The sequence below is a fragment of the Plebeiibacterium sediminum genome (genome assembly GCF_026013605.1).
Lineage (GTDB): Bacteria > Bacteroidota > Bacteroidia > Bacteroidales > Marinilabiliaceae > Saccharicrinis > Saccharicrinis sediminus.
The window spans coordinates 35,909-59,746 of the sequence record NZ_JAPDPJ010000014.1 but is presented as its reverse complement, the minus strand read 5'-3'; the positions used below and the strand labels follow the sequence as shown (position 1 = coordinate 59,746).

18 protein-coding genes are annotated in these 23,838 nt (G+C 30.6%); 11 read left to right on the top strand and 7 right to left on the bottom strand.

The features are described from left to right. Positions 1 to 35 precede the first annotated feature (35 nt). The gene (locus tag OM075_RS08230; protein WP_301190016.1) at positions 36 to 1,943 is read right to left on the bottom strand and encodes a methyl-accepting chemotaxis protein; all 1,908 of its coding nucleotides are present in this window, start codon (positions 1,941 to 1,943) and stop codon (positions 36 to 38) included. Between the two features lie 555 nt (positions 1,944 to 2,498). Here OM075_RS08230 and OM075_RS08225 point away from each other — a divergent pair. The 5 genes from OM075_RS08225 (at position 2,499) to OM075_RS08205 (ending at position 11,078) form a co-directional block, all read left to right on the top strand. After that, on the top strand, positions 2,499 to 3,914 hold the full coding sequence (locus OM075_RS08225) for a sigma-54-dependent transcriptional regulator (protein WP_301190015.1): 1,416 nt from the start codon (positions 2,499 to 2,501) through the stop codon (positions 3,912 to 3,914). Positions 3,915 to 4,206: 292 nt separating this feature from the next. Then, the gene (locus tag OM075_RS08220; protein WP_301190014.1) at positions 4,207 to 6,921 is read left to right on the top strand and encodes a SiaC family regulatory phosphoprotein; all 2,715 of its coding nucleotides are present in this window, start codon (positions 4,207 to 4,209) and stop codon (positions 6,919 to 6,921) included. Positions 6,922 to 6,995: 74 nt separating this feature from the next. Continuing rightward, the gene (locus OM075_RS08215) at positions 6,996 to 8,978 is read left to right on the top strand and encodes a caspase family protein (protein WP_301190013.1); all 1,983 of its coding nucleotides are present in this window, start codon (positions 6,996 to 6,998) and stop codon (positions 8,976 to 8,978) included. A 28-nt stretch (positions 8,979 to 9,006) separates the two neighbouring features. After that, positions 9,007 to 9,813 carry a hypothetical protein gene (locus OM075_RS08210; RefSeq protein ID WP_301190012.1) on the top strand — a complete coding sequence of 269 codons (807 nt, stop codon included), beginning with the start codon at positions 9,007 to 9,009 and terminating at the stop codon, positions 9,811 to 9,813. After that, entirely contained in the window at positions 9,810 to 11,078 is a 1,269-nt protein-coding gene (locus OM075_RS08205) for a CHASE2 domain-containing protein (protein WP_301190011.1), read from the top strand. The genes OM075_RS08210 and OM075_RS08205 overlap by 4 nt, the downstream gene beginning before the upstream one ends. 80 nt (positions 11,079 to 11,158) lie before the next feature. On the opposite strand, the gene OM075_RS08200 is transcribed toward OM075_RS08205, so the two are convergent. Continuing rightward, complete coding sequence (locus OM075_RS08200; protein ID WP_301190010.1) at positions 11,159 to 12,223, bottom strand: hypothetical protein; 1,065 nt, start codon at positions 12,221 to 12,223, stop codon at positions 11,159 to 11,161. Positions 12,224 to 12,236: 13 nt separating this feature from the next. Then, entirely contained in the window at positions 12,237 to 13,613 is a 1,377-nt protein-coding gene (locus OM075_RS08195; protein WP_301190009.1) for a glycoside hydrolase family 28 protein, read from the bottom strand. 652 nt (positions 13,614 to 14,265) lie between these two features. Here OM075_RS08195 and OM075_RS08190 point away from each other — a divergent pair. Further along, positions 14,266 to 14,916: a shikimate kinase gene (locus tag OM075_RS08190; RefSeq protein WP_301190008.1), complete on the top strand. Its 651-nt coding sequence runs from the start codon at positions 14,266 to 14,268 to the stop codon at positions 14,914 to 14,916. 89 nt (positions 14,917 to 15,005) lie between these two features. Here OM075_RS08190 and OM075_RS08185 read toward each other — a convergent pair whose 3' ends face one another. Both OM075_RS08185 and OM075_RS08180 read right to left on the bottom strand, forming a co-directional pair. Next, positions 15,006 to 16,109: a hypothetical protein gene (locus tag OM075_RS08185; protein ID WP_301190007.1), complete on the bottom strand. Its 1,104-nt coding sequence runs from the start codon at positions 16,107 to 16,109 to the stop codon at positions 15,006 to 15,008. A gap of 416 nt (positions 16,110 to 16,525) precedes the next feature. Next, positions 16,526 to 17,821, bottom strand: coding sequence for a PAS domain-containing sensor histidine kinase (locus tag OM075_RS08180; protein WP_301190006.1), 1,296 nt, complete (start codon positions 17,819 to 17,821; stop codon positions 16,526 to 16,528). A gap of 324 nt (positions 17,822 to 18,145) precedes the next feature. Between OM075_RS08180 and OM075_RS08175 the strand changes: the two genes are divergently transcribed. Further along, complete coding sequence (locus OM075_RS08175) at positions 18,146 to 18,433, top strand: HU family DNA-binding protein (RefSeq protein ID WP_301190061.1); 288 nt, start codon at positions 18,146 to 18,148, stop codon at positions 18,431 to 18,433. Positions 18,434 to 18,575: 142 nt separating this feature from the next. Here the strand turns inward: OM075_RS08175 and OM075_RS08170 are convergent, their stop codons facing one another. Then, complete coding sequence (locus OM075_RS08170; protein WP_301190005.1) at positions 18,576 to 19,493, bottom strand: nuclear transport factor 2-like protein; 918 nt, start codon at positions 19,491 to 19,493, stop codon at positions 18,576 to 18,578. Positions 19,494 to 19,901: 408 nt separating this feature from the next. Between OM075_RS08170 and OM075_RS08165 the strand changes: the two genes are divergently transcribed. The 4 genes from OM075_RS08165 to OM075_RS08150 all read left to right on the top strand — a co-directional run bounded on the left by OM075_RS08165 (position 19,902) and on the right by OM075_RS08150 (position 22,401). Then, positions 19,902 to 20,339, top strand: coding sequence for a nuclear transport factor 2 family protein (locus OM075_RS08165; protein WP_301190004.1), 438 nt, complete (start codon positions 19,902 to 19,904; stop codon positions 20,337 to 20,339). A 68-nt stretch (positions 20,340 to 20,407) separates the two neighbouring features. Further along, complete coding sequence (locus OM075_RS08160) at positions 20,408 to 20,977, top strand: hypothetical protein (protein ID WP_301190003.1); 570 nt, start codon at positions 20,408 to 20,410, stop codon at positions 20,975 to 20,977. Between the two features lie 51 nt (positions 20,978 to 21,028). Further along, positions 21,029 to 21,868, top strand: coding sequence for an alpha/beta fold hydrolase (locus tag OM075_RS08155; RefSeq protein WP_301190002.1), 840 nt, complete (start codon positions 21,029 to 21,031; stop codon positions 21,866 to 21,868). Positions 21,869 to 21,906: 38 nt separating this feature from the next. Then, entirely contained in the window at positions 21,907 to 22,401 is a 495-nt protein-coding gene (locus OM075_RS08150; protein ID WP_301190001.1) for a DUF4199 domain-containing protein, read from the top strand. A gap of 37 nt (positions 22,402 to 22,438) precedes the next feature. Here the strand turns inward: OM075_RS08150 and OM075_RS08145 are convergent, their stop codons facing one another. After that, positions 22,439 to 23,614, bottom strand: a complete 1,176-nt coding sequence (locus OM075_RS08145) for a hypothetical protein (RefSeq protein ID WP_301190000.1) — start codon at positions 23,612 to 23,614, stop codon at positions 22,439 to 22,441. Positions 23,615 to 23,838: the final 224 nt, after the last annotated feature.

Here is a 23,838-nt window from a genome sequence, read left to right as displayed (position 1 = left end):
AAAAAATATGTTTATGTTGAGAATATAATTGAGTGTTAGTTATCATCGGTTTTAAAGAAAGCTACTAGCTCTTTTAACCTTTCGGCTTGAGTAGATAGCTCTTCAGAGCTGGATGCTAATTCTTCACTTGCAGCTGCAGTTTCCTGAGTAACCTGATTTAATTGATTGATGGATGAATTTATTTGAGAAGCTCCTTCATTTTGTTCATTACTAGCAGCTGTAATTTCTTGTGTTAAATTAGTTACCGTTTTTATATGAGGTAGCAACGACTTCATTTTATCTCCGGTTTCAATAGCTATATTGACACCATTGGTAACTTTATTTACAATTTCATCAGAAACAGTAGAACTCTTTTCTGCCAATTTTCGAACTTCTGCAGCAACTACTGCAAAACCTCTTCCATGTTGTCCTGAGTTTGCAGCCTCAACAGCAGCATTTAAAGCTAAAATATTAATTTGAGATGAAATCTCTTTTATAATACTTGTATTGTCAGCTATCATCTTATTTGCTTGTATTGTATTTTCAGTACTCACAAATAATTCATCCAATCCTTTTTTTGTTTGAACTGATATTTGTTCATTATGCCTTGCATTACTTGAGTTTTGAGCAATGTTTGCTGCCATTTCTTCCATTGTACTGGAAATTTCTTCAACTGAAGCAGCTTGTTCATTTGCATTTTGACTAAGTATCTGTGAAGAGTTACTTAATTGTTGACTTGCAACAGCAATATTATTTGACCCAGCAACAACTTCTGATATAATCTCTTTTAATTTTTTGACCATAATTTGCAATGAATTGGCTGTTTCTGCCAACTCATCTTTTCCATTAACCTCAATTTTTACATCTAAATTTCCTTGTGAAATATTTGAGGATATATCAGAAATTTCATTGATAGTTTTAAGAATAGGTCCCATTAATAGGTAAATACAACCGGATAATAGTATAATACTGATTATAATACCAATTGCACTAATATTGGTGGTTACTTGTAAACTATGATACATATCTTTTTCATACAGCGATACACAGATATAACTATCATAGGGTTTAAAATATTTAAAATACTGCTGCTTCCATTCTCCATCCTCTGTTTCAGGCCATTTATAACGTGAATGATTAAATATAGCTTTGGATGCATCTTTTATATCTTTAAAATATAATTTATCCGAAATGTTTTCACCTTCATTGGTTGGATGGATAATTAAATTCCCTTCACTATCAACAATCAAAGGATAACCTTCAGAAAAATATTTTCTTGATGAAAACTCATGTTTAAGATAATTATAGTCTTTCTCTTTTATTGCAACAGATAGCATACCTTCAATATTCCCATTTATAATAATAGGTTCATAGGCAGTTAAATACCAGTCATCAATTACAAAGGCCCTTCCATAGAAGTTTTTTTTCTGTTCAATTGTTTTTATAATTTCTGATGAGTCAGGAATTATAGTTCCTAAAGCCCGATCCCCATTATGGTCTGTAACAGATGTGGAAATTCTTAAATATCCCTCATTTGTTCTCTGAAATATACTGGCAACATTTATTGAATCGTGTTTTAGCTCATCAACAAACATATTGTTGTTAAAGAGTGCAACGTTGTTTTGAGTTAAGCTGTTGAAGGTAATTTGTTTTACTATTGAATTGTCCAACGTTATGGTTGTCTCTGTTTTTTTATCAGATAAATTAATTGCCCCTTTACTATAAAATAACCTATGAGCATCATTTAACGACATATTCACTAAAGATTGTTTGCCTTGTACATGCGAATTAAGGATTTCCACGAGATCCTTAACATGCATGTTCATTTGCTCCTGAGTATTTTTTACAATAGCGTCTTTCTGATTGCTTGTAATTATAAAACCTATTACAGCAAATACTACAACTATCATGGTAATAATGGTAATGTTGATACGTTTCTTTAATTTAAAATCGTTGAATTTCATTTTAAGTATTATTTGTTTAAGTGTGTGGGTATTATTGTGTGTTGCATTGCAATTTTCAATTGCTTACATAGCCTTCTTTTCTGATATTACAAATTAAGGATTCTAAAAACCTGTCCATAACAAATCATTACTATTACATCATTGTGGTTATAAAAAATATTATTAGTGCAGTGTTATATATCAATTATTTTACCAATCTATATATGTAATTGAATGTTAGTTTTATATATTTTTTAGGAAGCATCTTATTAGTTTAATACTGACTAAATATTGACAGAAATAATACAAAAAGTCATTATTTCGACACTATTGTTTTAATGTATTGTTAAATTTCAAAATGAGTTTATGTGGTTGAGGTATAGGTAATTAAAGTGTTTTTTTGTGTTCCGGATGTTTGTGTTGAATATGAATATTATATCAAGTGTCTTTTGATGAAAATCCTTCTTTTGATTATTAATATTTAAACTCATATTGCGATATAACCAACTTGAATCAGTAATTTTGGCGTCCTTGTTTTTTATTACAGATTTTTCACGGGAGAAATAAGAAAATTATATGAGTAACATCTTATACATTGATGATGAGCAACCAAACCTTGATGTATTTTATGCTTGTTTTTTTGATAGGTTTAATATTTTTTTGGCAGGTTCAGGGCAAGAAGGTTCTGCAATATTACAACAGCATAAAATATGTGTTGTAATTACTGATCAGAGAATGCCTGGGGAAACTGGTACTGAATTTATAAAACGCGAAAAAGAAAATTATCCTGATACTGTTTTTATGATATTGTCTGGTTATTTGGACTTTGATACAGTTAAAGAATCATTAGAAATAGGTCGTGTTTATAGATTCTTATTGAAGCCGTGGAAAGAGGAAAGCTTAGGTTTTGAAATTGATAATGCTATAGATAAATATTATTCATCGATAAAAAACAAGCAATTAGTTCAGGAACTGGAACAGAAAAACGAAGCGCTTAATTTACTACAGCAAAAATTACAGGATGAAGTTATTTATTTAAGAAATGAATTGAATGATTCTTATAATAACAGTGAAATTGTTACTTATAATGCTCAATTAAAAGGGTTGTTGGAACAATTAAAAGTAATTGCTTCAACTAACGCTTCGGTTTTGATAACAGGAGAAACTGGCACTGGAAAAGAACTGATAGCACGTGCCATTCATAAGGCGAGCAACAATTCAGGACCCTTTATTTCTGTTAACTGTGCAGCCATACCTGATAGTTTAATTGAAAATGAGTTGTTTGGTCATGAGGCAGGAGCCTATACTGATGCCAAAAATATGAGTAAAGGTAAATTTGAACTGGCCAATAATGGAACCATATTTCTGGATGAAATAGGAGAAATGCCTATGTTAATGCAAACAAAGTTACTCAGAGTTTTACAAGAAAACGTTGTAGAACGCATTGGAGGTAAGGACCAAATTCAACTAAATTTGAGAGTTATTGCTGCTACTAACAGAGATATTAATGAAGAAATAAAAAACGGACGTTTTAGACTTGATTTGTATTACAGATTAAACATATTTCAGTTAAATATTCCTCCTTTAAGAGAACGTAGGGATGATATTCCTGTTTTAATCAATCATTTTATTGCAAAGTTTAATAAAAAGTATGGTAAGAACATTAAATCAATATTAGCTCCCAAGATGGCTTTTATGAAACAATATGATTGGCCGGGTAATGTTAGAGAATTAGAAAATGTGATAGAACGTGGTGTAATTATTTCTTCAAATTCAAATTTAAATGTTGATCAATTAATCTTCCACGATAAAGTAATTGATGAGCAAATTGATCTAACTTTAACTAACGTTGAACGAAAACATATCTTAAAAGTTCTTGAAAAAACATCTTGGAAAATAGGAGGTGAGTATGGAGCTGCAGAGTTACTTGGACTAAAGAGAACAACTTTACTCGCCAAAATGAAAAAACTTAATATTACGAAGGAAGTATAAACGCTGTGTTATACTTAATACTGGATTGGATCAGATAATAAATAACTTTGTTGTTTGGTTCATCTATCTTTCTCCTGATATCATTCTCTACATTGTTGATTAGATTATTCTAATAAAGATTAATCTGTGCCTTATCAAATTATAAACAGATATTCTCTTCTTTTGAAGTTTAGTCATTTATCAAACAATTCCAACTATTGGTCACATATTCGATTCTATTTTGTTTTATAGCAATTTAAATAACTAAAATATTGATAGTTTTAAGTTGTAAAATTGAATTTCTAGAAACCAGATGTTGGAGAACCTTAAAATATCGACCTTTCACACAAATGCAGAAATTACCGCAGATGCATACTCTGGTGAAATTTGGATTAAGGGAATGTATTGTTCCGATCAAAGAGATTTATTTCAGGAACTGATGGATTGGATGGATCTTTATTTTGATTCACCCAAAGAATATACTACAGTTAATTTCTGTATGGATTATGTACCTAATTCTGTTGTTAGAGAAATAAATAACCTTCTGATTAAGATCGACAAACTAGTTCAACATCATAGAATAGATATTTTTTGGTATTATCCTGGTGATGATGAAGATTTATACGAAGCCGGGGAAGATTTTGAATGTTTAACAAAAGCTCCTTTTCATTTTATTGAGAAAGAAGTAATAGAAGAACAAAAAAAGAAAGAAATGAATAATTGGGACTATATAAATAAAGCAAATCAGAAACTTGCAAATAATCAGATGAACGATGCATTTGATTTATATATTGATTATTTAGAAGATATAAATCAAGGGTGGAAAAAAGTGTTTTTAAGGGAAATTCAACGACAAATATCAGATGTCAATGTTAGAATTTTATTTACCGGCATGAAAGATGTCGATCTCTTATTGATAACAGAAGCAGGGCATAAATATGATGCGGAAAGGAATTATGTAATTTATATGATTCATTTTTTTATTGTTATAGATGAGGAGGATGCTAATTCTGAAGAGTGTAAACGTATTTCCTTAAAACGTGAAGAGATGCTTTCTGTGTTAAATGATATTTTACCAGAAGAAAGAGAGATCGAAGTTTTATCTTTAGCTCTTTCAGGTGATGGCGAAGATCCTTTTGGTGATTATAATGACCAATGTGATTTGGGAGAAGAAGTTAATTTTTTATTACTGGGTGATTTTGATATTAAAACATTACCTGAGGATGAGTTGGATGATGTGTCGAGTGATTTTTACGAATTTGTGAATAGTCTGTCTACTTATTTACAGCCGGATAGTATTAAAAAAGTATTGACAAAGGATGATCCGGATGATCTGCAAATTAAAGATATTGCTCCGGTTGAATTTCTTAACTATATAGATGAGCTCAAACCTTTATTTTCAGATGAGAGTAATCTTAATAATATATTTGAATTATCCCTAAATATGGTGTTGGTTAATTCCAACAATATTGCTGGTGTTGAAACCGCTAAATACTTTTTAAAATCGGTTAACGATGAAATCTTTGGAGATGGTAAAATAGAGGTAGTTCAATATAATTTTAATGAAATTGATTCAGCTGATAGTCTACGGAATTTTCTGGAATCACAGGGACGAAAGATTATCGTTATTGAAAATCTGGAAAAAGAATTGAAAGCCGAACGTTTGATGAATCTGGATGTAACAAAATCAGATTTAGTTCAAATTTTGTGCAATCATATGGAACGAGATACAAAGAATATATTCATTCTTTCTATTGAAAAGTCAGCTTGGGAAAAACAAGATGCCTTATATCCATTGTTAAGGGTTTGTTTTCAACACATATTTCAATTTAGTCAGTATTCAGAGAATCATCTTCTGAGTTATTTCCAAAATCGATTAAAAGAGAAGCAATATTCTTTAAATGATGATGCAAAAGATTTGGCGTTAGAATATTTTCAATATTTGAAAAAGCAATTAACTCCAAATCAGTTTAGGCCAATGCTATCAACGATGTTGGATCGTGAGGTAAGATACTATAATGCTATCAGAGATAGTGAATTGCAGGGAAAGTCGTTGAAAGTGATTACAAGGTCTGATGTTTATGATGCTATAAAAGATGAATATTCATTAGAAGAACAACGTCCTTTAGCTCAAATTATGCAGGATTTAGACAATTTAGTTGGACTGGATGATGTTAAACAGGGAATTAAAGACAATGCGGCTTTTGTTAAAATGACCAAGCTTAGAAAATCAAATGATGAAGTGTCTTTAAACGCAATCTTTTCAGGTAACCCGGGAACTGGAAAAACTACTGTTGCTTCAATTCTAGGCGAGATATATAAAAGTATTGGTGTTTTAAGTAAAGGTCATGTTGTGATTGTAAAACGTCATGATATTGTTGGGCAATTTATTGGACAGACTGCAATTAATATGAAAAACTTTATTGATCAGGCACGAGGAGGTATCTTGTTTATAGATGAAGCGTATGCATTGTATAAAAGAGATAGTGAAAAGGATTATGGAATAGAAGCCATTGATACTTTAGTTGCAGAAATGGAAAATATAAAAGATTCAACCTGTGTTATTATGGCCGGTTATCCTGAATTAATGCTTCCGTTTTTAGATTCAAATCCTGGTATAGCCAGTCGTTTTCCATATCATATAAACTTTAATGACTATAATGAAGCTGCATTGGCACAAATATTTCTTCAAATGGTTGATGCTGCAAATTATGTTCTTGAAGAATCAGCAATTGAGGCGATGAATAACTTTATTACAATTTTATCAAAAGAAAAAACAAAACACTTTGGTAATGCCAGGGAGTGCAGAAACTTATTTGAGAAGTTAAAGCTGATTCATGCCAGTAGAATAATATATAGTGAAAGTGAATCTGAAAGTGATTTAAATCTTATAAAATATGAGGATGTAAATAAGCTGATATCATCCTATATAAAAGTAGAGAGCAGAGTAGAAAGGCCAAGAAGGGTTGGGTATGTGCAAGGAGAGGTGATAGAAAAATATAAGAAAATAGATTCTTTAATAAATTAGATTAAAGAAACTAATAGTAACCTTAATATATAATAGAAAGTTTGATTTTATAAATGAGAACAAGTTTTGAGTATATGAACAAAATTGTATTCTATCTCAGTACATTTATTTTTAGTTTAAGTTTTACTAATGCATTAGCACAAGACAAGAAAATTGCAATGCTAGAAACGATTGCAGTTACTGATGATATTTCGAACCTTATAAAAAATAAGACCCGTGTAGAGCTAGCTAAATCATTAAACCTAAAAAATGGAATATTAGCTTTTTCGAGTACTGAAATTGATCAGTTAATGAAAGTTGATGTTTTTCAGGAACATGGAATGGTAGATGAGGAACATAGGTTAAAATTAAGAAAACTGTCAGAAGCTAATTATGCATGTATCTCAAGAATTTCAAAGGCAGGAGATGCGTATTATATTGAAGCTATTTTGATTGATATAGAGACAGGAAAGATTGAAGATCCAGCATCCGCTTTTACAAAAGCTAATGAGGTCAGCCATGCAACTAATAGACTGGCTACAGAATTGATAAAAAAAACTATTGATGCAATCGAACAAAAGAGAGATATCAATAAAATTGGAAATGTAAAGAAAATAGTAATGCTAGAATCTGTTACAAATACTGAAGATATTTCGAACCTTATAAGATTTATGGTACGAGGTGAATTATCAAAATCATTAAGTCATGACGACGGATTTTCTGCATTTGCAAATCAAGAAATTGATCAATTAATGAAAGCAAACTATTTTCAGGAATCTGGTACTGTAGAAGAAGAGCAACGTGTACAATTAGGAAAACTGTCAGGTGCTGATTATGTGTGTGTGTCAAAAATTACAAAAGCAGGAGGTAAATATTATATCGAAGCCAGTTTGATAGATATTATGACAGGAAGAATAGAGGATCCCCAAATTGCTTCAGCAGATGATATTATTGGGATTAATCGTGCATGTCATAGAGTAAGTACAGATATGATACATAAACTTACTTATATAAGTGAGCAAGGTTTTAAAGCCTCACCACCACCAGAAGTTACTATTCTGTCACCTCTTAACAAGGAATTTTATGTTGATCAGTTAAAAAGAATAGAATTTTCATTAAATACTACTGAAAATTGGACAGAGAATAATATAGTGGTTGAGATTAATGGTGCACCAGCAAGTAAAACTGAATATTCATATTCAGATGGCAAAGGTTATTTTTATGTCAGTTTACCGGCAAAGGGATCCTGTAATTTGACAGTAAAGTCAAAAACACAATATGGCTATGGTAAACCTGCATTAATTACTTTGATAAAGAAACGTTTGCAGACTAAGCCTCGTTTGGTTATTCTGGCTATTGGAATAAATGATTATGAGAATTCCGAAATTGTAGATTTAGATTATGCAGCTAAAGATGCATCTGATTTTGTCGAAATAATGAAGGCTAGTAATCATGATCTCTATAAGGAGGTTAAAAGTAAATCATTATTAAATAGTGAGGCTACAAAAGAAGCTATTCTTGATGGTCTCTCCTGGATAGAATCCAGCTGTACACAAGATGACGTGGCAATAATCTTTATTGCAGGACATGGAGGAGTTGATAATCGAGATGGATATTACTATTTTCCTTATGGTGCAAATCCAAACTCTTTACGTTCAACATGTGTACCCTATACTGAGTTTAATCGCACATTAAGCATTTTATTAAATGATTTGGGGACAAAAGCTTTGTTTTTAACAGATGCCTGTCATTCAGGTGGAGGAATAAAAACACGAAGTGCAACTGTTTCCTCAGTTGTTCACGATCTGACTTCCACAGAAGATGGTGCTTTTTCTTTTGCATCTTCCACCGGAGCGCAAAAATCAATGGAAGACTCAAAATGGGAGAATGGGGCTTTTACAGAAGCACTCCTTGAAGGGATCTCTGGTAAAGCAGATGCTGATGGTGACAGAGTAATAACCATTCTTGAGCTTATCAATTTTGTAACAGGGGAAGTAAAGAATTTAACAGGAAATCAACAAACACCTATGCATGAAACATTTAATGGAAATAACTTTCCGTTGATTATGGTGCAATAAAGTATTATTAGAACTCAAATATAAACTCATGAATAATATCAAATATAGAATTGCTAGTATTTTATTACTTGTTGTAAGCGTGTTTTTATTAGGAGGGGCATTTAAGTCCGATACTTTTAAGGTATTACGCATTAAGGGCAATGCTACAATTGACAATAATCCCATAAAACCAGGTCAAGAATATGATATAAAGGATATTGAGAAGCTTAGCTTTTCAACTCCGGATAAAAGTGGTTTAGTGATTGTGTGTTATAATAACTGTGCTAAAAATAAAGTGATTCTGGAAAAGACTATTAGTAATTATAGTAGTGTACAAAAGAGGCAATTACTTGAAACAACTGCATATAAAACTCGTGGTGGATCATTGGAGTCTTTACCTGAACTAGTGAACTACTTTGAACAAAAGCCTATATTGATTCTTGCAGATAATATGTTATCAGTAAATCCTTTAGTTCTTAATTCTCCCAATGATGGTAGTTTTCTTGAAATGTACTACATGGATAATTTTACAGATGTAATACAAGAAATTCCATACTTAAACAATAGCTTTACGTTTAATTATAATATGTTTACATCAGCAGTTACAGACACAATTTTGGGTCCCGTAACTTTAACTGTGGTTGATCCTATTGCAGGTCGAGAACAATTGGTTACTGAGGAGTTCTATGTTGCTTTTATTGATGATCGTGAACTTGAAAAATACGTAAAAGAACTACTTAGTATGGATGTGAATGAAGAAGCAATCATTGATGCATTGTTTGAAATGCTTAAGGTTCAGTATCCTGATTACTATGTAGAAAAGGATTTTGTAAAACAGTATATGGAGCAAAGATGAGATTTTTTACTTTAATATCATCGAAAATAAAAAATGTTGTAGCTTTTATTTTTCGGATTCTATTAGAGATTTTAAAGTTTTTAAATAGAAAACGTTGGGGACTGATTGCAATATTACACGCGTTGATATTACTTGTTGTAACCTATGTATGGTTAAATCAACCTTTTGATTATGATGCAGGAGAAGAGCATCTTACACTTTTTACTTTTGCTGAGGAATATTTTCAGGATAGTTACAAGTATGATGAAAATTTTGATAGTATTGTTTTTATAAATATTGCCTATGATAAAGTACTTGTACCTAAAAATGATGATTTAGGGCTTCCTGCAGGAGAGCAAATTCTAACAGATAGAAGGAAACTAACCAAACTTTTAAGCGTTTTAAGCCAAAATAACCTGCATAAACTTGTCTTCTTTGATATTGATTTCGATGAAGAATATGCTGAAGATTCCATTATGGGTGAAATAATGGGTAGAACGAAAAACTTCTATTTACCCATGACAACAAATAAATATATTGAAAAGGAACAATCTGTTATAATGGCAGCTGTTAATGGGAATAGTACTGTTTTAAGTGGTACATTTTTAAAATACCCTTACATAATAAATCAACAAAAGTCAATTCCTGTAAAGTTCTTTGAATTGATAGATGGTGGTAGATTTGAAAAAAAAGGGCCTGTTTATTGTCGTAATGGACAGCTTGCCTTTAGGTCGATAGTTCCCACTTTCTATTTTAAAAAGTTTTCCAAATACAATGAAAATATGGAAAACAATTATTATGATTTAGGGGCTGATTTATTATGGATGAATCCGGAAGATTTGGAACAAAAGTTTAAAGATAAGATTGTTTTAGTTGGTGACTTTGCTGAGTATGATCAACATGATACTTTTGTTGGGAAGATGCCAGGTACTCTGATATTACTTAATGCATATATTAATTTAAAGTATGGAAACAATCACATTTCTTTTTGGATGATTTTGATCTTTTTTGTAACATACTTTTTACTAACTAATAGTTTAATTGAAGATAGGAGTTTAATAAAAATTAAGGGCTTTAGGCAATGGATGTTAAAACATCGTATCACTGCTTTTTTTGTTAGATTGTTATCAATTGGATTCGTATTTTTATTACTTACTGTTATTTCAATGATTTTCTTTAAGGTGTATCTAAATGTATTAATTCTGGCCATTTATTTTACTTTATTTGGAAGTGTAGCAAAAAGTATAATTGCAAAATTCAAAAAGCAAATTGAAGAAAAGGTTTAATAACTTATTATTCTGTTCTATAAAGAGAAAAATATTCAAATAAACATGAGGCTATCCTAACAAAGATAGCCTTATAACCTTCAAAAAACCTTCGCTTCATCAAACCAAAGTGTAAAACCTGTATTTTTCTCCAGAGAGTTTTCTTTCCATGTAACCGGAGCAATGCCAACTACTTTTTTATGGATGGAGCTTTTATCTTTATTAGTATACCATTCTTCGCAGAAAATAATGGACTTAACAGATGCAGTGCGGTCTTCAATAATCTTCTCTACAACTTCACCAGTAGAAGTATCTATTACATTTAGTACTGTACTTGTGTATCCCAGCATTTGCTTGATAGATTTAATATCTTCTATAGGTTTGTTGGTGTTAAAATCATAAGCATTTATTATTTTTTGATGTGCAGATGTTTCAATAAAGCCAATCAATTGGTATCTGGCATAACTGGTTAATAAAGGAGCATTGGAAAGTTCCTTTTTAAATAAATCATATTCATCCTCATCTCCTTTAAATTCATTTTTGTTGAACAATAACACCTCATATTTAACCTTAGCAATCAATCTTTCATTTTTTATGTCTTTATCAGGAGTTTGTTCAATAATACAAGTCTGCTTTTGAATACTGCCAGAGTAATTGATTAAGGAACGAATAGGAATAATTGCTTTTATGGTTTTATCAAAAGTGTTGGCTTGAGTATTTAAATTCCACGACTCAATAAACTGAACGGCCTTTATTTCTATAGGATTCAACGGTGTTATAACTTCTATATTTTTACCACCAGAAACAACTGTTTCTTTTGATTCACCAAAGCTGATTTTTACTTCATCCTCATTGAGACTTGTATATGACGTAAAATCATAAGGATAATAGTTTGATGGTTCTAAGGTGTACTTATGATTTTTACTATTGAAAGCTATTTCAGTAAATTGATGAGGTAATTTTCCTCCCGTATAGTCAATGATTGAATAATAAAGATCATTACCTAAACTGTTGCTCTTTGAAAAGTTGGTATCAAGCGGACATAGGGTTTCCAATAACAAGCTGTTTGGAAGGAGTGCATTATTAGCAGATGTATTTAACTTATTCTGACTGAATATAGGTTGAATTAATACTAGGAGCGTAATTAGTATATTAATTTTCTTCATTATAAAATCTTGATTAATTAATTATTTTGTTGTTTATGATAACATTCTCAACATTGTTACCATATTTGAATTCAGGTCTGGCATCAATACTATCCGTTGTTATTTTTACATTCTGAAGTATCAAATTTTTAGCATGCCTTATGTAAAAACCGTAAGCGGGGAGACCTTCTCTGTTAAACTGATGGGCATCAGGATACCCGGCAATATCTTCAGGTACAGTGGCATGTGCCATACTATCAGTTCCTCCTCCTTGCATGGATATATTCATGTCTTTTATAATTACATTTTCAACAGGATATCCCTCCATACCTGTAATCAATGATCCTTGTGTATAGTTATCTTTTCCATCAATATTTTTGATAATGATATTTTGTAAAGAACCTGGTTCAGGTTTTGGCATGCCTTTCATTACTCTTCCTCTGTCACCAATTCGTAAAAATATAGGGCACCTGCTTTGGTTGATGGTAATATCGGTTAATATAATATTTTCCACTGTGCCACCGTCTACAGTTACCAAAGTTATTCCTGTACTAGCCTCATGACCTCTGAAGGATTCCAATGAATCAGGAATTCCTCCCAGAATCAGATTTCTAGCAATAATATTTCTAAAACTACCTTGAGTATCTGTTCCAATTTTAAATCCATTGCAAGTTGATAAGAAAGTTGAGTTTTTGACGATAATATTTTCTGTATCATAAAAGCTGGCACCTTTAAAGCACATGGCATCATCCTCAGCATTAATAAAACAACCATCTACTACTGCATTTTTACAACCATCCAAATCTAATCCATCATTATTAAAGTTTGCATGATTATTTACAGTCATATTTTTGAATAGCAGGTTTTCGCAATGCAAATAGTTTTGCATCCATGCTGCAGAGTTGCTAAGATGAATATCTTTTACAATAACGTTTTTACATTCAATGATCCTGATTCCTAACGGGCGATCCACTATTAGAGTTTGAGTTTCCGGTCCACCGAAATATTCTTTCTCACCTCGAAAGTAAATTTCTCCATTTCCAATAATTCCAATGTTGGTTAGCTTCTCACCATATATTAAAGACTGCTTAAACTCATAGCTTTCGCTCATGATACTTTTTAAAGACTCTATGTGATCCGGATAATCTTTAATGTCTGTACTTCCAATAATCCGGGCATTTTTATCGACATTTAAATACACATTTGATTTTAGTTCAATAGTACCAGTTACATAATTGCCTTCAGGAAATAATACGATTCCGCCTCCGTTATTAGCGCATGTATCAATGGCTTGCTGAATAGCTTTTGTGTTTAAAGTTAAACTGTCTGCAATAGCTCCATAGTCATTCACATTATAAGTTGCATTGGGTTTATTTAACTTACTTAAATCCTTCATCAGTGAATCAGCCATTGAATTTAAGTTACTTTCTAAGTCGGATCCCCAATTTAAGTTGCTGGTGCAGCTATAAATAAAACAGGAGATGAACAGGGAGAATAGAATTTGAGTTGTTCGTTTGTTTTGCATGGTTATTTGTAAAGCTTAGAGTTTTGATAAAAATTATAGATATCATAGAAGAATAAAAGTAGTAAAAACAATTGATATAGTTTTATAATGAATGACTTAACAAGTAATATCCGCCCAAGTAGACGATTATTATACTATTGAAGTTGTATAGGGTTTGTATTTATATTGTTGATATATTGAGTGTTGGGTGGTTTGTCTATGTGTGGCACCTTACTTGAAATTGTTTTGTTGTTATAATAATTTTATAAAATTAAAAATATGAATGGGGTCTACCTCTAATTACGGGCAAGATTTAAAATTACAATTCAGTGCAAATCAATATAAAGAGTATAGTATTCAACCCCAAAACGGTAAGCTATTATTAATTAAGAAAGATTAATGTGTGTACCAGTATCTTTAATTATAAAAATTCAACAGATATACAGGTTATGCTTATTAGGATAGATATTCGTTAATTTTCATTTTAATTATAATCATTTATATTTGAAACAAAAGTATCAGGATGTAACTGATGTTGTTCAATTGAATATAATTTAATATGGAGATTCAATTATCAAATATAAATTTTGTTTTTGTTGGAATGCCATCATCAGGTAAGTCAACTATAGCAAGGCTGTTTTCTTCTATGCTAAATAAAAAGATATTAGAGTGTGATCAATATTATGATCAAATATTGAATACCCCGGAATCTGATATTGCGATAGAGTATTACCGTTTGAGATTTCCGGATCAAAAAGATGGACACTTTAAAAAATGTAGTGGATCTGAAGATTTTATTAAAGAATATGGAGAGACTCTTTTTCGTGATTATGAGGAGTTTTTAAACATTGATATTTTAACAAAGGAAGAAACTTCTGACTTAATACTGGATCTACCAGGTAAAATATTTATGAGAGAAAACTATAGGCATAAGCTTAAGGAATTAGGCTATATATCAATATTTTTAAACATAGATAAGGATGTTTTAATTGATCGTTTATCCTATGAAAATTCATGGGCAAAAAGATCCATCTATAAAATCGCAGAGGAAAATGGATACGGTTGGAAAAACCTATTTAATGATGATTATAATATCCGCTTTGATACCTATAATAAAGCGGATATTGTTTATACCATAAATAATAATGAGGCTCCGGAAAAAACCGTAGAAAACCTCATTGATTATATTAAAACTCACTTAAAAAAGTAAATGTTGTTTATATCTGCCTTGAACATATAAATTGTAAACCCGCTTATGCAGGTTCGCTTTATTACGAAACAAATATGAAAAGTCTAATTTCAGAAGGAAATTGTATATATTTTATCTTTTTCTGCAAGTATATCCATGCATAGATTGTACTGTAGTTTTTGAGTCATCTCAATATAGAATTTATATTTTTCATCGTCTTCTAATAGTTTTATATTTAGATTATTATCCACAAGTAAAGTGTTTATATATTGCAAATATCTCTGCTCGATAACTATTTTTTCCTCATCACTTAGTGGGGCAGCTTTCTTTTTTAAAAATCTCTTTATTTTAGAAAGAAGTTTTGTCATTAACCTTCTTATTCGATTAAACAGTTTAAGGAAAACATCCCATTTTTTCTTATGTTTCGGATTCTTTTTGGACTTGGATTTTTCTTTTCTTCCATCCTCTGACAATTCATTAATAAATTCTTCTGCTTGTTCTAAGGTATGAAACTTAAACTTTAATTTTTCTAGTACTTCTAATACTAAATTTGAGAGATGACCACATTTAAACTCCAATGTTTTAAGGTCTCTTATTTTGACTTCAGTATCCATATCCTTATTTTTAAAATGATCCATTGCTACATCTACTTCTATATCAAAATTACGTAGTTGTAATTCAAGTTTATGTAGTTGCTGATAGTGGATATGAGAACTGCTAAAACGATCAACACGCAGATCTTCAGGAAGTAGTTTGAATTTTAAAATATGTTCCTCAGATGGGTATATTTCATGGTATTTGCCTTGTAGCTTATGTTTTAGTACGCCTATCACTACTAAGTTTCTATAAAAATGGCGGATTAAATCCTTAAATAATTCTTCCTGAATTGTCTTATTAATACTATTTTGTTTTGTATCGAGATAAATAACCAATACCGTTAAAAACGTACCAACAGCAGCAATCAGAGCTAAAATAATATTTAAGTATTCATCCCAATCTGTCTTACTTAATGGGGTAGGTTCTGTATTAATAGATGTTTTTATTGAAGCGTCTGATATAGAATCAATTTTTGCTTTATAGATCAAAAGGTTTTCTAAAGTAATATTTGTGTTTTGTGTTGTTAGTTCATCTTTATTTTCTTGATCAGCTTTTTTTGTCTCAGCAAAGAGCTGGCATGAAAATAAGACTAAGAGTAGTATTGAAAGATGTTTCATGTTTAAGTTATTTTTGATTTGCTTAATGATTTATTTTACTCAAAATGTTTGTATATACTGTTCAGAGTATAGTGGAATACGATTTGAATAATTAAGGTTTTATAAATTGGTTTTTCATAAAATGTGTGGTTGGATTATTATTTTTTATATGCTTATATATGATGTGGGCACTTAATGTTTAGTCCATTTTAATATTTAGAAAGTTATTAACTGATATAGTTTTTCAAATAATTCGTGTGAAAATAATGATTTTTGGTATTGAAGAAACTCGTGGAATATGTTTTTTTGTTGAGTACCCCTTTTTTTTGATGAGAGAAAATATATAATAACACTAATTCAGATATGAATAGTGACTTTAATCGTATTGAAGAGTTAAAACGATTATTCCCTGCATGTTTTTTGACGAGTAAGGTATATTATATTTTTGAAGGCAAAATAATTTTTACTGTTGTTCCTAGATTTGGTTGAGATTCAATTTCCAGAGTACCATTATGCTCTTTAACAATTTTTTGAGTGATAGATAATCCTAATCCTGTTCCAAAACCAGGAGGTTTTGTTGTAAAGAAAGGATCCATAATTTTAGTTAAATGCTCTTGCTTAATACCACATCCATCATCAGTTACTTTAATAGTGATATGATTTTCTGCAGATCTTGTTTCAATGGTAATGATGCCTTTATCTTCTATGGCATGCATGGCATTAGTAATGATGTTTAAAAATAACTGGTGCATTTGTCCGGAGTTACCCGAAATGCTAATGTCTTTTTTACAATAGTCCTTTTTTATATTAATACGATACTTTAATTTGTTGTGTAGTATCAAAAGGCAGTTATCCAAAACATTATGAATATCTAATGATTCATTATCTTCAATGTTTGTTCTGCTGAATTGGTTCAGACTTTTTATAATGTTTACACAGTTGTGTACACCTTTGTCGATAGCATCTAACCAAACCTGGCTTTCTTCCTTGTTTATGGCATTTTTCTCCTTTAATAATTCAACCAATTGCTGATATCCGGAATAAATAAAATTTAATGGACTATTTAAATCATGAGCAATGCTGGCAGTTAAGAAACCTAATGATGCCATTTTATCAGATTCCATCATTTTAGACTGGATTTCAGCCAAATTTTGAGAAGTGCGTTCCAGTTCCTGGTTTTTCTCTTCCAGTTCCTTTGTTCTTTCATGAACGATGCTCTCAAGTTCCTGGTTTTGTTTGGCTAGTTTAAGTTCTGCTTCCTTTTGTTTGGTGATATTAAACCATTGACAAATAACATTAGTAAGCACACCTTTTTTATCGATAATAGGGAAAAAACTAGCTTCAATCCAAACCTTTCTGGCATTTTTTATTTCATCAATTCTTGAGTTTTTTCCATCCCACGACATCATAATGGTAGTTGTTGTAAGTTTGGTAAAAACATCTTTGATATCGTTATAAAAACCTTCCTTTTCAAGGTTTTTATCTTCTAGAATATTATATTTTCCAATAAGATCTTCATTGTTTAATCCTAAAGTATCTAACAATGCCCTATTGGCTTTTTGCATCAGACCTGCGGCATCAGAAATCCACATAGGATATGGACTTTTATCCACAATTTCCTGTAATAACAAGGAATAACCTTTTATTTCACGCTCTTTGATCAGTTCTTCTTTTAGCTTATTAATTTCTGATCTAAGTTCCTCAAACTCTTCTTTATGATTAGTTTCTTCCATGTTACTCACTATCGCTTTGATACTCTTACTTAGTTTGTAATGATAATAAATCTTGACATAAAAAGATTAATCCTATTAGCTGTAATTAAGATACGTATTAATATACAATTATGCAGTATTTTCAATTGTGTATTTTTCAATAATATAATATTCAAGTTTTTTTAGCTGCAAAATATAGATACTAAAAGTTGATTTACAGATACATTTATATTTCTCTTATTTGTAACTCTTTACTTCTATAAGTTCATTTATCCTAAAAATAAAAAAATAACGTATTGGTTAATTAAAGAAATAACATATATATTGCGCACGAAATAAAACTCAATCAAAAAAAAGAAGATGACTAAACAAGAATTTGTAAACGCAATCGCAGAAGAAAGCGGATTATCAAAAGCTGATACAGAAAAAGCAATCACAGCAACAACAGAAGCAATTAAAAACGCTTTAGCTAAAGGTGAGAGTGTTCAATTAATAGGATTTGGTACTTTTTCAGTTAGTGAGCGTGCTGCTCGTACAGGTAGAAACCCTCAAACAGGAAAAGAAATCCAAATAGCTGCTAAAAAAGTTGCTAAATTTAAACCAGGTAAGGCTTTAGATGAAAAAGTAAACTAAGGATAGCAATTCCTAAGAAAAATGAACTCCCGGTGTTTTTGCCGGGAGTTTTTTTGTTTCAAAGCAGAGGTTTAATAAATCCTTGCCATTTTGGTCTATCCATAAGATGTTATTTAAGCATACTTTATTGAGGCATTTATATTTACCAACCCTCTATATGATTGCTGCTACTATAAATGTATTCACTTATAATTTTACCTTCCTTATCAAAACTATCTGTTAGCATAAAAACATATTCGTATTTTTTATCGTTCTTTTTAATTGTCATTTTCCACCAGGAAAATACAGCATAATCATCGCTTTTTGCATAATAGATGCAATCCGGATAACCAATTTGTTCAACCTTATATTCTTTTCCGGATGTAAAGAATGTTTTTGTTAGCATATCTTTATTTTCTTCTAATTTTAGATATTGATCAGGTGACATGGAAGAATAAATAAATGAAGCATTAGGTGCATAAAAACTGGACCATTTGTCAATGTCTTTATCTATAAATGCATTCATGGCTTTTCTAATGGTAATAATATAAGGATGATTGATATATACTGTACCATTTTCTTTAGTCATTTTGCTATTACGTATTTCCTCAAAAATATCATTGTTATAATAGGAGTGTAGCGATGTTATTTTTCCATCTTTATTAAAACTGTATAATCTGTGTACAGGCAGTTTTAAGTTAATACCGGATTCTATATGTCTTCCAGTCATCAATTGCCAATCCTGAACCCAAAGACCTCCTTCTTTATATTCTAAGGCATCAGGGAATGCAGGTTTTTGATCAGTGATTTTTAAATTTTCAAATTCTTTATTCCACCATTCTAAACTTTCACCTAATGATTTTTTTGTCCAATTACTTAATTTTCCATTGCTTAAAATATAAACACTATCAGCAAAATAGCTCAAGAAAGTTTCTTTGTCACCATTTTCAAAGGCCTTCCATAGATTTACCGTTTTATCAATAGCCTCATGCTCAATAAAAATTGTTCCATTCTTTTTTTGTGACAATAAACATGTACTTACAAAAAGAAGTACTACTAAAAAATTCAATGATAAACGCATAACAGAATGTTTTTAGATGAATAAATAGATACCCACAAGTAGAGAAAGGGAGAAGCTTATACAATTTAGTTGAAATTAATATGGATGTCAAATAATATCAAAGGTTTACGGTTTGTTTAAAGTCTGATACATAGTTTTTTACTAATTAAATGGGAGTGGCGTGTAGTTTTAACAGGCTTAAGTCTTCAATCTATTCTGAGCAAATTCCTTTATTAATCTTTTTTATAAAGGCAATTTTAAAATAGCACTTGAATTTAATACTACAATTGATTACTTTTTATTAGGCTAAAAAAAATAATAAAAGCCAGACTAATAGCCTATTGATTGTAAAAAAGTTATTCAAGAAGCGTTATCATAATCAATAATTCAATATATCTCTCATTAATGAACTTTGAAAAATCTGTAATTATGAAGACAAAGAACTTATTACTCATGGTTGGTTTAGGATTATTATTTAGTTGTCAGGATATGAAAAAAAACGATGATCCTAAAGTGTTGGAGCAATTAATAATCAGTTATTTTGATGGAGTAAAGGATAAGGATTTAGATAAGATGAACTCAGTTACAACAGAAGATTTTGTTTTATTTGAAAATGGCTCAGTCTGGAATAATGACAGCTTGTATAACTTCTTGAATCAATTACCCCCATATGTAGCAACATTTTCTTTCAATAATATTCATGTAAATATTGGTAGCGAGTATGGTAATATTAATTATTTCAATCATATGGATATGGTGTTAAATGATACTATTGAAGATAATTATGATTGGATAGAAAGTGCCTCTTTTAAAAAAGTGGAAGGAGAATGGAAAATGAACTTCCTTCATTCAACAGTCAGGCAATAATTTGAATGGAACTTATAAAGAATAAAAAAGAAAACCCGCTATCCTACAACAATATAAGACACTGTATTATGAAAAAAATAATCTACATTTTAAGTCATCTCATATTAATATTACTTGTATTGACTTATGAATCATGTATCAATAAATCAAATAGATCTAATCAGAGTGATCGTAAAACAGAAATGATTACTTCTGATTTTAAGGCTGATTTTACAGGAACCTACTTGTACACCGGGCCTGATACCTTACCCGCTCCACACTGTACGGATACAATATTACCCATTAGGGTTAAGGTAAAATGTACAGGAACCTCTGATTTGATGGGAGAGATCAATGTTCATTTTGATTTTTGTGTTAATCCCAACAATGGACATTATGGTAATGTCTATTCTTATTTTGTTGATTCAGATAGTGATACACTATTTGTAGGTTTGGAAGGTGCGGTAATAAATGGAAAAACGGATGATCATCCTTCATATGTAACATCATATTGGAAAGATGATTTTGTAATACTCGGAGGAACCGGAAAATTTGAAGATGCTACAGGAAATGGAAAGACGGATGACTATAATAGTTCTGAGGATCAAAATTCACATCATCACTGGGAGGGACAAATTATGATGAAGAATAAGGATTAATTTCAATGAGATACGAACTGAAGCAGTAAGCACTCTATAAATGTAACAGCTATGAAAAATTCTATATTACTATTATGCGTCATCTTTTCATTATTTCAAACTTATGCTCAAAACAATGATGAGGTTAATTATGGATCAAATCTGGAAAATGGAAGACATATTTCTGTTAATAACAGTACTATATATTATGAAACTTATGGACAAGGCACCCCATTGTTACTCATCCACGGTGGATTAGGGTCTATAATGAATTATGAAAACTCTATTAAAGATCTATCTAAACATTTTAAGGTTATTGCAATGGATAGCCCGGGTCATGGTCGATCAAGTCATCTGGATTCTTTAAGTTATCAAATCCTTGCTGAGAATGTTTCTCATTTTATAGATAAACTGGGACTGGATAGTTTGTATGTAATAGGATGGAGTGATGGTGGAATAATAGGATTATTACTTGCAGCAGAAAGACCAGATAAAATTAAAAAGTTAGTGGCGATTAGTGCAAATACAAGACTTAGTGCAATAAAACAGCAAGATATTGAGTGGATGAAAAATGGCATGATTGCATGGGCTAAAAACGAAAATGGATGGTGGATGAAAAATCAATTTCCATTAAGATCACAACCCGAAAAAGTAGATGAATATCTTGATAATACAAAAAAGATGTGGTTGGTGGATATTAATATCGATGATGCAATGATTGAATCAATAAAAATCCCAACCCTTATTATGCAAGGAGATAAAGATGTAATTAAAACTGAGCATGCACTGGAGTTAAATCGTGCCATTGTTAATTCTCAATTATGTATATTACCTAACACTTCTCATTTTGTTTTTGGCTCAAAACCAGATTTGGTTAATAGAATTATTATTGATTTTTTAAATGGCAAGTAGAACAAGTTTATTCAATTAATCACTTATATGATCAAAACATGCAAAAATTAAAAATTGAAATCAAGTGGGCTATTATCTTTTCTGTTGTTGTTTTACTTTGGATGGTATTAGAAAAAATGAGTGGATTGCATGATAAATATATCGATTATCATATGTATTTCACCAATCTTTTTGCTATCCCTGCAATTATAGTAATGGTGATGGCGTTGAAAGATAAAAAGAAACGTTTTTACAATGGAATGATGAACTATAAGCAAGGCTTTATTTCAGGTATCATCTTAACGGTTTTTATTGCTTTATTAAGTCCATTGACGCAATGGATAACTACATATATTATTACACCTGAATATTTTCCAAATGTAATTAAACGTTCAGTAGAATTAGGTTATTATAAAACTACCATGGACGCAGAAGCCAATTTTAATTACTCCAATTATGCCATACAAGGAATAATTGGAGCCTTAATTATGGGCTTTATAACCATTGCAATCGCTATGATATTTATACGTTCAGGAAATAAGAAAACTAATTGATGTAATTGGTAAAATACAGCTATACGATAACCTGTTTTTAAATTAAATCACCACTGTTTGCTTTCTTAAAATAAGATAGTAAACTACTTTGTGTAAGCATACCGCTATTGTTCATTTTTCGTACTTTTATAAATCTGGTCAGATGCTCAACAATGGGTTGTAAATCGGTATTTCCTTTAAAATTAATATAGCCCTCTGTTATAAATTTGTGTATAGCCTTTACAAATTCTTTGGGACTGTGAGTCCATTCAATATAATCATGAACAACTGTATCTTTTTTACTTAGTTGTGATAGTTTAAGAATTATTTCGTTCATAAAATTCATCACTCTTTCGTTTTTTATGACCCCTTTTGATATTAACTTCTTACATTTCTTTTGAGTATAACGAAGTTTCTTTATTTCGCTTACAATAAATGCTTTATTTAGGTAATCATTCATAAAGTAATCATAAATCTTTTCTTTTGTTTTTTTGTGAGTCCAGCCCAATTTAAAACCTTCGTGCATTAATTCACTAGTCATATTATATGAGTCTAAATGCTTATAATCATCAACTATTTGAAGTATATTTTGATGGCATTTAATGATGTGTTTTTCTTGTTCTAAATTATCAGGCGAGCTGGTAATTGACATGTGGTAATTTGATAAAAAAGAATAAGCAGCTGAGGATGGATCCAGTTCTGAAATTTTATGATCCAGCATATCTAACGATTGCAAAAATTTATTTTTCTCTTGTTCTAATTTAATAATTTGAATCCATGTGGTTTGAGGTAGTAAATTTATAGTTTGAATGATACGTCGGGAATTACCCTGTACCACAGGTAGTGTTTGAGCAAATGATAAGCGGTCTTTAGCTGATAAATAGCCCTTAAAAAGTGTACTGGCTTTGGTTAATATACCACATAACATCAGGTAAAAATTGAAATCATGTAAATATACTTCGTTTTCATTTTTAGATAATGAACAGGGAAGGGGCCATTCTTTTTCCTGTAATCGCGATTTTATGGAATAAACATTACGAATACAATGTGAAACTAAATCTGTTTTGCTGCTGTTCTTTGATAGTTTTCTTAAAAACTTAAGAAGCATTAATTGCATATTTTCAAAAATAGTATTGCATTCTGTTTTATTGTCATCATTTAAAATGCAGTTTCTCCATTTTAAGGATTTTCTAATGACAATACTGTCTGTGATATTATGAAGAGTAGCGATCATGGTATTATGTGTTTGGTTTGTAATGTTTTAAATGATACAAATAGAATACCAGAATTAATTGTTTAAATGTTAAAATAATATAAATAGACAAAGTCTCGCCCGAATGTTGTTTCAAGTGCACAAACTTTTGATTAACGCAGACATCTCTTAAGTCGCAGTCAGGTTTCTGTACGTAATAACTATACAGCGTCAGAAAGGCCTGTCTGCGTTAATAATCATTATTG